The 11,557-nt window shown below is 64.7% G+C and carries 8 protein-coding genes and 1 pseudogene; 5 read left to right on the forward strand and 4 right to left on the reverse strand.

All coding sequences use genetic code 11. The features are described from left to right. Positions 1-636: 636 nt before the first annotated feature. The 4 genes and pseudogenes from ACPZMI_RS23660 to ACPZMI_RS23675 form a co-directional block, all read right to left on the reverse strand. Positions 637-5,178 (reverse strand): hemagglutinin repeat-containing protein, encoded by a 4,542-nt coding sequence (locus ACPZMI_RS23660; protein WP_426353190.1) that lies wholly within the window; start codon positions 5,176-5,178, stop codon positions 637-639. A gap of 27 nt (positions 5,179-5,205) precedes the next feature. Beyond that, positions 5,206-6,867: a ShlB/FhaC/HecB family hemolysin secretion/activation protein gene (locus ACPZMI_RS23665; RefSeq protein ID WP_426353191.1), complete on the reverse strand. Its 1,662-nt coding sequence runs from the start codon at positions 6,865-6,867 to the stop codon at positions 5,206-5,208. Positions 6,868-7,108: 241 nt separating this feature from the next. Next, positions 7,109-7,528, reverse strand: a pseudogene (locus tag ACPZMI_RS23670) (L,D-transpeptidase family protein); the annotation flags it as partial. Between the two features lie 172 nt (positions 7,529-7,700). Next, entirely contained in the window at positions 7,701-8,252 is a 552-nt protein-coding gene (locus tag ACPZMI_RS23675) for an NUDIX hydrolase (RefSeq protein ID WP_186711273.1), read from the reverse strand. Positions 8,253-8,377: 125 nt separating this feature from the next. Between ACPZMI_RS23675 and ACPZMI_RS23680 the strand changes: the two genes are divergently transcribed. The 5 genes from ACPZMI_RS23680 (at position 8,378) to purT (ending at position 11,548) form a co-directional block, all read left to right on the forward strand. Then, positions 8,378-8,977, forward strand: coding sequence for a CoA pyrophosphatase (locus ACPZMI_RS23680; RefSeq protein WP_054894676.1), 600 nt, complete (start codon positions 8,378-8,380; stop codon positions 8,975-8,977). Between the two features lie 44 nt (positions 8,978-9,021). Beyond that, positions 9,022-9,546, forward strand: a complete 525-nt coding sequence (locus tag ACPZMI_RS23685) for a gamma carbonic anhydrase family protein (protein WP_065863173.1) — start codon at positions 9,022-9,024, stop codon at positions 9,544-9,546. Next, positions 9,536-9,730, forward strand: a complete 195-nt coding sequence (locus ACPZMI_RS23690) for a DUF1289 domain-containing protein (RefSeq protein WP_426353192.1) — start codon at positions 9,536-9,538, stop codon at positions 9,728-9,730. The genes ACPZMI_RS23685 and ACPZMI_RS23690 overlap by 11 nt, the downstream gene beginning before the upstream one ends. 83 nt (positions 9,731-9,813) lie before the next feature. Further along, positions 9,814-10,281, forward strand: a complete 468-nt coding sequence (locus ACPZMI_RS23695) for a VUT family protein (protein ID WP_065863171.1) — start codon at positions 9,814-9,816, stop codon at positions 10,279-10,281. 85 nt (positions 10,282-10,366) lie between these two features. After that, on the forward strand, positions 10,367-11,548 hold the full coding sequence (purT, locus tag ACPZMI_RS23700) for a formate-dependent phosphoribosylglycinamide formyltransferase (protein WP_112897568.1): 1,182 nt from the start codon (positions 10,367-10,369) through the stop codon (positions 11,546-11,548). Positions 11,549-11,557 lie beyond the last annotated feature (9 nt).

The raw sequence follows: 11,557 nt of genomic DNA on the forward strand, positions 1-11,557 counted from the left end.
CCATTTCATGAATGGCAGCCATTACCAGGAGCGAGACGGGGGACTTGGGTTGGAGGAGGACCGCTTGATGGGCCACGGTTTGTGCGCAGAGTGCGTACTCGGTGGCTTGGATGATGGTGTCTTCGAGAGAGTGGTTGTTGTGAGGTGGGTCGGGGACGATCTTTAACATCGCGTTATTCCTTGTGGGGCTACCTCCCAACTGCTGTCAAACAAAGGGTGGCAGCTGTACGTGGGTTGACAGACCGGCGGAATAAGCAAAGTTCCGGCGCACGCAAGCGTGCCCGCACGTACAGCTGCCATGGAAAGCAGCCATATGCTTAATACCGTCACAGCCTGTCAAAGCTGTGTCGTTGATGTGCAACGACGCGCCGAGACTAGAGCGCTGCCCCAGGAGCCGCAACGGAAAAAAGGCGCCGGGAGTATCTTTGGGAAATGGACTACAGGAAAGGCGTATTTTCTGATTTTCGAAGGATGCGATACGCATAGGCGACGCCAGGAATACCAGGCACCTACGCCACCCCCTTGTAGGAGCGGGCTTGCCCGCGAACACCGGCATAGCCGGTGCCATCCACCGCGGTGTTGCCATCGCGGGACCAGCCCGCTCCTACAGGATCTCCCTGCTCCTGCACTCAACGATCAGCGCGCACCTTTGCTCCCGACATTCGACACCCACTCCTCACTGCGGCTATGCCCGCTGGTGCGCAGCAGCCCCAGGTCCAGCGCATTCTCACCATCCGCCGCGCCCTTGCTCTTGGACAGTTCCGCAATGGCCGTACCCATGTCGACCGGCGAGTTGGAGAAGTCCACCGAGACATTGCGCTGGTAGTCACGACCCGTGAGCGTTTCGCGGCTGACCGACTGGGCCTGCAGATCGACGTCACCAGCGCTCGACTGGATCCGTGCCCCGACCAGACGCGCCTGGCCACCGACCTTCAATTCGACGCCTTCATTGCCCTTGAGCGTGGCCTGGTGGGCGACGGTGTCGCGCTGGGTGTGGGACACCTCGACTTTCACGGTCGGCGACAGCTTCGGGTCCACCTTGCTCAGCGTCGGGCCAACCTTCTCGGTGACCTTGCCTGCCGCTGGGCCGGAGAGGGCTCCGGCAGCATCGAGATAACCCTGGGGATTCTTCTCGTGGCTCAGACGGGCGTCGGCCTTGACGACCAGTGTGTCGACGCGATCCTTGCGGCTGGCCAGCAGCAGGTCGCCACCGATGTCGCCGCGGATCCGGTCGGCGTCCAGGCTTGCGCCTTCGATGCGGGTGTCACCTTGGCTTGCCAGCTCGATGCGGTCAGCGCGCAAGGTGCTGGCATTCCAGGTCTGGTTGTCGCGCTTGTCGAGATTGACCTGCACCCGCCCGTGCAGGCCGCGGATATCCTTGTCCGGGGTTTCGCCGCGGTTGAGCCTGAAACCGGCACCGGCAGTGATCTCCAGGTTGTCGCGCTGCTCCGTGTCGGACGAGGCTTCGACCAGCATGCCACCCTTGCTGGCCTCCAGCTTGATCTGCGCGGCCGAGGCTTGCAGGCCCTGGAGATGCAGGGCGATATCGTCGCGTGCACGGCTACTGATCTTCAGGGTGCCTTGGGTGTCGAAGCGGGCATCGACTGCCTGGCTGGCCTTCTCGTTGAGCTTGCCATTGGCGAAGTGACCACCCAGTGCGCCGCCTTTGCCCGTGCCGAACTTGGCTGCCAGCTCGAGCCCGCCGCCGAGGTTGTGGCCGCTGGCCTGCTGGCTGTCGTGGGCCGCCTTGACCTGCAACAGCCCGGCGCTGTCCAGTTCGATGCCGCCAGTCGGTGCTTCGCGGCTGCCGATGCGAGTGCCTTCGAGGATAAGGTCGGCGCCGCTGCTGAGCAGCACCTTGCCCTTGGCGTCGATCTGGCCGACCTGGGCCTTGCTTTCCTGGCGCTGGAGCTCGGTCAGGTCAAGGTAGCCGCGACCCTCGACACCGGTACTGCCGGGGCGGTTGCCCACCTTGGCCCAGGCATTGCCGTCGGTCTGGCGCTGGTGTTCGGAGCGCTGGTCGTGAGCTGCGCTCAGCAAGAGCTTGCCGTTGCTGGTGATGCTGAGGTCGCCGTTGCCGGCGTTGATGCGCGTACCTTCGTACAGGCCGTCGGCGCCCAGTTGGACCTGGATACCCGTTTGTCCATAGAGGCTGCCGACCCGGGCGTTGCGGGTGCTGTCTTCGCTGTTCGACGAGCCACCTTTAGCGCTGGCGCGCACATTGAGGTCGTTGCCGGTACTGGTGTCGACCCGCATGTCACCGCCAACGGCCAATTGCTCGACGAGGCGCGACTGCTCGTCGACCGCCGCACGTTGATGATGCTGGTTGGCGGTGATCGCCAGCAGGCCCTCATTGGCGCGCCAGGCCGTGCCTTGATCGTCGATGCGCTCGGCTTCGACCTTGACGCTGGCACCGGACAGCTCGCTGACCTGGGCGATACCGCGGCGCTGGTTTTCCAGGCGCTTCAGATGGTCCACGGTCATGTCGCCGCCGACGCTGGGTGCGGCCATCGCGTCCTCGGGCGAGGCCTGCTGGAAGCGCGCGGCTTCCTCGCCGAGTATCAGGCGCTCGATGGGCCGGGTCAGATCGCGGTATTCGAGGCTGGCACCGAGGGTGCCACGCCAGTTGTCATTGCGCTGCTCGCGTTCGTGCACATCCTGTACCGCTCGGTTCTCGATCTCCTTGGCCTTGACCAGCAACGCCTTGCCAGCGTCGACGCGTGCGGCCTCGGTCACCAACGTCCCTGTGTCGATCTTCACATCGCCACCTGCCTGCAATTCGCTGCGTTGTACCTTGCTGTCGCGCTCACGCACGGTCTCCTTCTGATGATGCCCCTCGAAGAGGCTGCCGATTCGGTCGATGCCGCCGGTCACGACCAGGCTGCCACCGCTGTCGGTGCTCTGGGTGTCTGTCTGGTGGTCGTTGTGGGTGGCGCCGAGTGTGATCCGTTGCCCCTGCAACGCGAGGTCGCCAGTAGTGGCGGTGACTTTCGAGCCATTGACCTGCAGGTGTGCACCGCTTTGCAGTTCGACCGAGCCGCCCTTGAGCTCGCTGGCCACCTGTTCGGTCACGCGCTGCTGGCTTTGTGTGCTGACGACCGCATAGCCGACTCCAGCCTCGTACTGGCGAGATCCGGGCTTGTCGTCCTTGGCGTTGGCGGTCTGGCGGGCGCTGGCGGTGAGTGAGCGCTGTTGCGTGTCGGTCTTGCTGTCGCTGCGCGCCTGCGCACTCTCGACGATGAGGTCGCCCTTGGCTTCGACCTTGAGCTGCCGACCGGCCTCGACCTTGGCGCCCTGGATGCGCAACTCTTCGGCGCTGGCCAGGCGCAGGTCGCTTTTCGAACTGACGTCGCTTGCCAGCACCTTCTCCTGGTTGGCGCTGTGGCTGCGGTCGTGGCCGATCAGGCCGAACAGCTTGCTGTCGCTCTGTTTGTCGGTGGTGCTGGAGCGGCTGTGGTCGGCTTCGATCACCAGCTTGCCCTTGTCACCGTAGAGCACCGATTCGCCTTCGCTGGCGATGGTGCTGCCCTTGACCCTGACCTGTCCGGCGGTGACGTTCAGGTTGGCGCCCGAGGTGATCACACTGCCGGCGACCTGCTGGGCGGTATTGTCCTTGCCTTCGCGGTCGCCGAAGAAGCTGCCGGAAACCAGGTCGCCCCGGTAGTCGCGTTGTGTGCCGCGTGCCTCCAGGGCCGTGGTGGCAATGTCGACCTGGCTTGCCGACAGCGCCATGTCGCCCTCGCTGTGCATCCGGCTGCCCTGGACCTTGAGTGCCTCACCAGCCTTGGCGATCAGCGTGCCCCCCTGCAGATCGCTGGGTTTGGCGGTCTCCTGGTACTGGTCGCTGTCGCTGTCACCCCGCCACAGGTGCTTGCGATGGCGTACCTGCTCTTCGACACGTCGGCTCTGCTTGCCGGCTTCGATGCTCAGGTTGGTCGCGCTGTCGAGGTTGAGTTCGCCGCCGGCCTTGAGGGTGGCCGCTACCAGTTGCATGTCGCCGCCGGACTTCAGCGCCAGGCGGTCATCGGCTTGCAAGTGCGTGCCGGTGAGCGTGCGCTCGGTCTCGGTGGTGTTGCGTTCGTAGGTCTCGGTGGTGACGAACAGCCACTTCTTGTCCCATGACTTACGGTCACGTTCGATGTTTTCCCGGGCTGTGGTATCCAGCGTGAGTTTCTGGCCCGCATTGACGTTGATCGATTTGCCCTCGCCCGTGACGGCCTGCAGCCTCAGGTCGCCGCTGGCGCTGAGGTCGAGGTCGCCCTTGCGGCTGCGCAGCGCGGCGTTGCGCGTGCCGTCGTCACCGATGTGCAGCCCGCCGGCCGACTGGACCTGGATGCCATCGTACCCGTGCATGTCGATGGCGCCGATTCGCACGCCCGCGCCCTCGGCCGTGCTGACCACGCGGATGCGGCCGGCGTACATGGCGCCGAACAGGCTGGCATCGATGCTCGCCGGGGTGCCTGGCAGGTGTTCGAGGACCTGGCCGTTGCTGGCGTCGATGCGGTTGCGTCCGGCAATCAACTGCAGGTCGTCGCGGGTCTTGAGCGTACCCTTGCTGTCGATGCGCGGGGCGATCAGTTCGAGGGCGCCGCCATCGTTGCTCTGGCCACCGTCGAGCACGCTGAGCATGCCATGGGCGTTGCGTGAGTCGAGCAGGCGCACGCGGCCGTCCTCGAGCTGCACATCACCGACCAGGAAACCGGCGCGGGTCGTGTTGATGAAGCTGCCACCATTGAGGGTGATGCCATTGCTGTTGGCGAGGATGTAGTCGGCGGGGCGGCCGAAGATTTCCTGTGGGCCTTCGATCAGCGAGGCGTTGCGGCTGATCACTTCGTTGAGGATGGTCGAGGCAGCCTGCCCCTGGAACTGCGGGTTGGCGGCCAGGGCGCCTGCCAGTTGCGACTGGCCGGCCTGCAGGGCGTTGTTGAGCACCGCACCCGCCTGGCCGATGTTGTAGTGGAGGAACTGGTTGTGCGACAGGCCGCTGGCGTTGGGTGCGACGATCTCGATGACCGGCACGCCATGGGCGTCGTTGATCAGCGGGGTGCCGCCCGGTCCAGGAGCCGGTTGCAGGCTGCCTTGGGCGAGCAGGGCCGGTGAGGCGGCTGCCAGTGTGAGAAATATGCTCCAGCGCAGGGCGTCGGGGGTGGTCGCTTTGCGGGGCTTTTTATCGTTCACGGGGTTGTCTCTCTTGTTGTGGGTGAATCAGATCTTCAAGGTCCATTCGAACACCCAGAAGCCAGGCTCCAGGGTGCTGCGTGATCGGTCGCTGGCACTCAGCGCGCGCTGGTAGTCCAGGCGCAGGCGATTGCCCGGCGTGCCCAGTACCACGCCGAGCACGGCCCCGCTCAGGCGTTGCGAGCTGCTGCCGTGATCGAAGCGCGTCCAGCCCAGGTCCAGCCCGAGGTGCGGGCGGATTTCCAGGGGCAGGCTGAGGGGAAGGGTGTGGCTCAAGGTGTTGCGCCACACCGCACCGCTGGCGCCGGAGACGCTGTGCTGGCGAAAGCCGCGCACGGCGAGGTCGTCGGAGAGGGCAAGCTGTTCGATGGCCGGCAGGCGGTCGGGGCTGTATTGCAGGTTCAGTTCGCTCTGCCAGCGCCAGGGCCCTGGGTGCAGGTACAGGAGGTTGGCGCGGTACTTGCGAAAACCAGGCTCGGCGCTCTTGCGGCCAAGCGGTGCGCGGTCGGCACCGAACAGATCCACGCCTTGGGCGACGCCGACATAGGCGTTCCACAGGCCGCCTTCGAGCCAGAGCAGGTTGAGGCCCGCCTCGAGGGTGGTGAGTGTCGGGCTCTGCTGGGCGATCTTAAGCGGGCCGAGCCAGTTGCCCACGCGTTTGTGGTCAAGGCGCAGGCTGGCGTTGAGCATGCCCTGCTGGTTGCGCCACAGCATGCGGTCGGCACTCAGCCCTTGCAGGCTGCTGCTGCCCCGGCTGCTGAGGCGGTTGCCGGGTAGTGGTGCGCGGTAGCTGAGCTGGCTGGCGTTCAGGGCGAAGGTCCAGGGGCCGTAGGGAACGCTGTAGTAGAGGCTGGCACCCTGGCTGCGCCCCGGTGCCTGGAAGACACTGGAGTTCAATGACAGGCGCAGGTCGTCGTTCAGCCCCAGCGGGCTGTCCAGGCCGAGGCTCAGGTTCAGGCGATGGCGGCCGGTGAGTGCGCTGCCGCGGTTGTCGAGGCGGCTGTCCAGATGCCAGCGCGAACCGATCCGGCGTGGTTCGAGTTGTATCCGCGTACCGCCGGGTACGTCGCCGGGCAACAGGTTGGCGCCCAGGTCATAGGCGCGCAGGCGGTTCAGTTGATCGAGCCCTTGCTCCAGGTCGGGCAGGTACAGTGGATGGCCGAGCATGTCGGGAAAGGCACCGGCCAGCGACAGCGGCAGCGCGGTATCCAACTCGATACTCTCGACGAAGCCTTCGACGATGACGATGTCGAGGGGGGCGCCAGCCTTGGGGGGATGTCTCAGATAAGGGCGGCTTGCCGGATACCCCGCCCTGACGTAGCCTTCGGTGATTGCCAGGAGCAGTCGGTTGATGGCGTGCGCAGTCATGCACGAGTGCAGCAGCGGGCGCAGGCTCTGTTCGAGCGTGGCGTTGGTGATGCGCACGTTGCCGCTCAGGCGCAGGCCGCTGACCGGCCAGCATTGGGCTGAAGGGGTTGCCGATGGTGTCGGCTGCCCTGATCCTTGCGGGGCAGGGCGGCGCTGCCAGTGCTCCAGCCGCTGCTGTTGCTGCAATTGCTGAAGCTCGCGTTGCTGGTCGCGTAGCTGCTCGCTGGCGGTATCGGCTGCAAGGGCAACCGAGCTGGTCAGCAGCGCGAGCAATGCACTGATGATTGAAAGGCAGATAGCCGGAAACGGGGTGTTCGCCATCGAAGAATTCCGCAGAGGTCGTACGGTTCAAGTACTCGTTTGCGTGGATTCTAAAAATTCGAACAGTCGTTTGGATGCGATACGTTGCCTGTACGGGTATCAGGCAAATAACCTTTTTGAGTCGGGATATTCTGAGGACTTGCTGAAAATGTAGGACGCGCCGTCAGCCTGCGCCGTCTTTCTCAGGCGCGGGCGGGCTCCACGCTGGGGACGTGGGAACTGCAAGGGTGAGCCCGAGGGCTCAGGGGCGAATCTCGATCATGGTCCCGTCCTTGACCATGCTCCACACTTCACGCATGTCGTCGTTGCGCATGGCGATGCAGCCTTCGGTCCAGTCGAGGGTGTGGAAGTACCACTCCGGGTATTCTTCGTTGATCGGTGTGCCGTGGATCATGATCATGCTGCCGGCATTGACCCCTTCGCGGCGCGCCTTGGCGGCGTCGCTGATGTTTGGGTAGGAGATGTGCATGGCCAGGTTGTAGCGGTCGCTGACCTTGCGCCAGTCGAGCCAGTAGAAGCCTTCAGGCGTGCGCTTGTCGCCTTCGCGCTCCTTGGCGCCCTTGGGTTGTTTGCCCAGGGAGATGCGGTAGGTCTTGAGTGGCTCGCCGCGGCTGATCAATTGCAGGCGCCGCTCTGACTTGAGCACCAGCACCTTGTCGATCTGCGGCTGGCTGCTGCTTTGCACAGGCCTGGCCTGGGGCTGCGTGCCCTGCGACGTGGTCGCGGGCAGGGGCTTGCGAATGATGGTCTCGGTGAACGCCGCCTGGGACACCGATGCAACGCACAAGCAGAAGAGGGCAAGCAACCAGCGCATGAAACGTATCCTGAAATAGCTAGGTGGACGACGAAACGTTCATCGGCGGCAGGTATTCATGGCCTATGGGGTACTGCTGCCCGATGCGGTCGCGATAATAGCATTCTAGTGTCCGCGTGACGGTGCGGAAAGCCAGTTCGTTCCAGGGTATTTCATGCTCTTCGAACAACCGCACTTCCAGGCTCTCGACACCGACGTCGAAGTCCAGGTCGGCGAGCTCTGCGCGGAAGAACACGTGCACCTGGTTGATGTGCGGCAGGTCGAACAACTGGTAGAGGGTGGTTGGGCCCACGCGTGCGCAGGCTTCCTCGACGGTCTCGCGACGAGCGGCCTGGTCAAGTGTTTCGCCGTTCTCCATGAAGCCGGCGGGCAGGGTCCAGAAACCGCGGCGGGGCTCGATGGCGCGGCGACACAGCAACACCTGGCTGCCCCAGATCGGCAAGACGCCTGCGACGATGTTGGGGTTCTGGTAGTGGATGGTCTGGCAGGAGGGGCAGACGTACCGCAGGCGGCTGTCGCCCTCGGGAATCTGCTGAATGACCGGTTGGCCGCACGCGCTGCAGAATTTCATGCTTTTATTCCTGTGTGAGCGGCTATCTTGGCGCGGCCGACGGGGTTGTCGCAAGCCGTCGGGGCTTGGGTGCCTCGCGGCTTTGGTGCATCATGCAAGGCAGGCTTTGGAATCGAGAGTGCGTAATGCTGGACGAGCTTCTTCGCCGAATGAGCAACCATACCCCTGCGTCACTGGAGGCGGATCGCCGTTTTCCCGAGGCGGCGGTGCTGCTGCCCATTACCCGTAGCGAAGAGCCCGAGCTGGTGCTCACTCTGCGTGCCAAGGGGCTTTCCACCCATGGTGGCGAGGTGGCCTTTCCCGGAGGGCGCCGCGATCCGGAGGACCCGGACCTGGTGTTCACCGCCCTGCGCGAAGCCGAGGAGGAAATCGGCCTGCCGCCGGGGTTGGTCGAGGTGATCGGCCCCCTGAGCCCGCTGATTTCGTTGCACGGGCTGAAGGTAACGCCGTTCGTCGGGCTGATTCCGGATTACGTCGAGTACCAGCCCAACGATGCCGAAATCGCCGCGGTCTTCAACGTCCCTCTGTCGTTCTTTCGCCAGGACCCACGCGACCACACCCATCGCATCGACTACCAGGGGCGCAGTTGGTACGTGCCCAGCTACCGTTATGGCGACTACAAGATCTGGGGGCTGTCGGCGATCATGATCGTCGAGCTGGTCAACGTGCTGTTCGACGCCGGTATCAGCCTGCACCAGCCGCCAGAGCGCTTTATCCAGAACTGAGCGGGGTTCACCCGCCGACTGCGTTCAACCGTGAGGAACACGACATGAAATACCGCTTGGGCGACCTGCGGGTCGAAGCCCATCCCAGCAGTTGGGCTGCCCCCACTGCCACCTTGATCGGCAAGGTGCGCCTGCAGGCCCGGGCCAGTGTGTGGTTCGGCGCCGTGCTGCGCGGCGACAACGAGCTGATCGACATCGGCGAGGACAGCAATGTCCAGGACGGTACCGTCATGCACACCGACATGGGGTCGCCGCTGACCCTGGGCAAGGGCGTGACCATTGGCCACAACGCCATGCTGCATGGCTGCAGCGTCGGCGACTACAGCCTGGTCGGCATCAATGCGGTCATCCTCAACGGTGCGCGGATCGGCAAGCACTGCATCATCGGCGCCAATGCGCTGATCCCGGAAGGCAAGGAGATTCCCGACGGTTCGCTGGTGATGGGCTCGCCGGGCAAGGTGGTGCGCGAGCTGACCGAGCAGCAGAAGCGCATGCTCGAAGCCAGCGCCGCGCACTATGTGCACAACGCCGAGCGCTATGCGCGGGAGCTGGTGGTCGATGAAGACTGACGAGCGGCCGGTCGCCTCGCCGTGCGTGAACGTCTGTGCGCTGGATGAGCAGGACATCTGCATCGGTTGCCAGCGTACGGTGCAGGAGATCACCCGGTGGGCACGGATGGCCAATGACGAGCGCCGGGCGGTGATCAAGCTGTGCCATGAGCGGGCCGTGGCGGCGGGGTTGGTGATCGGTTGAGCTAGCGGCGGTTTGCCGCTGCGACTTGTCCCACGATGGGGCTGGCGCTAATCTGTCGGGCTTGCCCCTCGAATCTCCGGATCATGTTCTACCTCATCGCCTACATCAGCAGCGTGGTGCTCATCAACTACGCCTTCTCCAGCGCTCCGCACCTGGACGTGATCTGGTCCGCCTGGGGCGGGCTGGTGTTCATCCTGCGTGACATGGTGCAGACCCGTTACGGGCATGGCGCACTGATCGCGATGCTGGCGGCGCTGGTGCTGTCCTACGCGACTTCGGAGCCGGCCATCGCCCTGGCCAGCGCTACGGCGTTCTTCGTGTCCGAACTGATTGACTGGCTGGTGTTCAGCGTCACCCGCAGACCCCTGCGTGACCGCCTGTGGCTGAGCTCGGCGCTGAGCATCCCGGTGGACACCTTCATCTTCTTCGGCATGATCGGTGCACTGACGCCTGCCGTGATCGGCACGGCGATGGCCTCGAAGTTTGCTGGTGTGACGGCGGTCTGGCTGATCATGGCGTGGCGGGCGCGACGCGCGCTGGCGGTGGGTTGATCCGCGCCCGATTGATGTAGAATACCGGTCCTTTTTCAGCGGGCAGCACCAGCCGGCGCGCCCCGGACGCCTTCGAGGACCTGAAATGACCCGTATCGGAACCCCATTGTCGCCGACCGCGACCCGCGTACTGCTGTGTGGCTGCGGCGAGCTGGGCAAGGAAGTGGTGATCGAGCTGCAGCGCCTGGGCGTCGAGGTGATCGCCGTGGACCGTTACGCCAACGCGCCTGCCATGCAGGTCGCGCACCGCAGCCATGTGATCAACATGCTCGACGGCGTCGCCCTGCGTGCGGTGATCGAGGCTGAAAAACCGCACTACATCGTGCCGGAGATCGAGGCCATCGCCACCGCCACGCTGGTCGAGCTGGAGAACGAAGGTTTCAACGTGGTGCCGACCGCCCGCGCCACTCAGCTGACCATGAACCGCGAAGGAATTCGTCGCCTGGCTGCCGAAGAGCTGGAGCTGCCGACCTCGCCCTACCACTTCGCCGACACTTATGAAGACTTCGCCAAGGGCGTGGCCGATGTTGGCTATCCGTGCGTGGTAAAGCCGGTAATGAGCTCGTCGGGCAAGGGCCAGAGCCTGCTGCGCAGTGATGCCGACCTGCAGAAAGCCTGGGACTACGCCCAGGAAGGCGGGCGTGCTGGCAAGGGCCGGGTGATCGTCGAGGGTTTCATTGATTTCGAGTACGAAATCACCCTGCTGACCGTGCGTCATGTGGGCGGCACCACCTTCCTCGCGCCGGTCGGTCACCGTCAGGAGAAGGGCGACTACCAGGAGTCCTGGCAGCCCCAGGCCATGAGCCCGAAGGCGCTGGCTGAGTCGCAGCGTGTGGCTCAGGCGGTCACCGATGCGCTGGGTGGTCGTGGCCTGTTCGGCGTCGAGCTGTTCGTCAAGGGCGACCAGGTGTGGTTCAGCGAAGTGTCGCCACGTCCGCATGACACCGGTCTGGTCACCCTGATTTCCCAGGACCTGTCGCAGTTCGCCCTGCATGCCCGTGCGATTCTTGGCCTGCCGATCCCGGTGGTGCGTCAGTTCGGTCCGTCGGCCTCGGCCGTGATCCTGCCCGAAGGCCAGTCGCAGCAGACCAGCTTTGCCAACCTCGGCGCAGCGCTGAGCGAGCCGGACACCGCCATTCGCCTGTTCGGCAAGCCGGAAATCAACGGCACCCGCCGCATGGGCGTGTGCCTGGCCCGCGACGAGTCGGTCGAAGCGGCGCGCGCCAAGGCGACCCGTGCTTCGCAGGCGGTGAAGGTCGAGTTCTGATCTGAGATC

This window comes from Pseudomonas wayambapalatensis, assembly GCF_049942315.1.
Taxonomy (GTDB): domain Bacteria; phylum Pseudomonadota; class Gammaproteobacteria; order Pseudomonadales; family Pseudomonadaceae; genus Aquipseudomonas; species Aquipseudomonas wayambapalatensis.

Excerpts from the sequence above, each read along its gene's own strand:
- ACPZMI_RS23675 (WP_186711273.1), bottom strand. The coding sequence starts at position 8,252 with ATGAAATTCTGCAGCGCGTGCGGCCAACCGGTCATTCAGCAGATTCCC.
- ACPZMI_RS23680 (WP_054894676.1), top strand. The coding sequence starts at position 8,378 with ATGCTGGACGAGCTTCTTCGCCGAATGAGCAACCATACCCCTGCGTCA.
- ACPZMI_RS23685 (WP_065863173.1), top strand. The coding sequence starts at position 9,022 with ATGAAATACCGCTTGGGCGACCTGCGGGTCGAAGCCCATCCCAGCAGT.
- ACPZMI_RS23695 (WP_065863171.1), top strand. The coding sequence starts at position 9,814 with ATGTTCTACCTCATCGCCTACATCAGCAGCGTGGTGCTCATCAACTAC.
- purT (WP_112897568.1), top strand. The coding sequence starts at position 10,367 with ATGACCCGTATCGGAACCCCATTGTCGCCGACCGCGACCCGCGTACTG.
- ACPZMI_RS23690 (WP_426353192.1), top strand. The coding sequence starts at position 9,536 with ATGAAGACTGACGAGCGGCCGGTCGCCTCGCCGTGCGTGAACGTCTGT.
- ACPZMI_RS23665 (WP_426353191.1), bottom strand. The coding sequence starts at position 6,867 with ATGGCGAACACCCCGTTTCCGGCTATCTGCCTTTCAATCATCAGTGCA.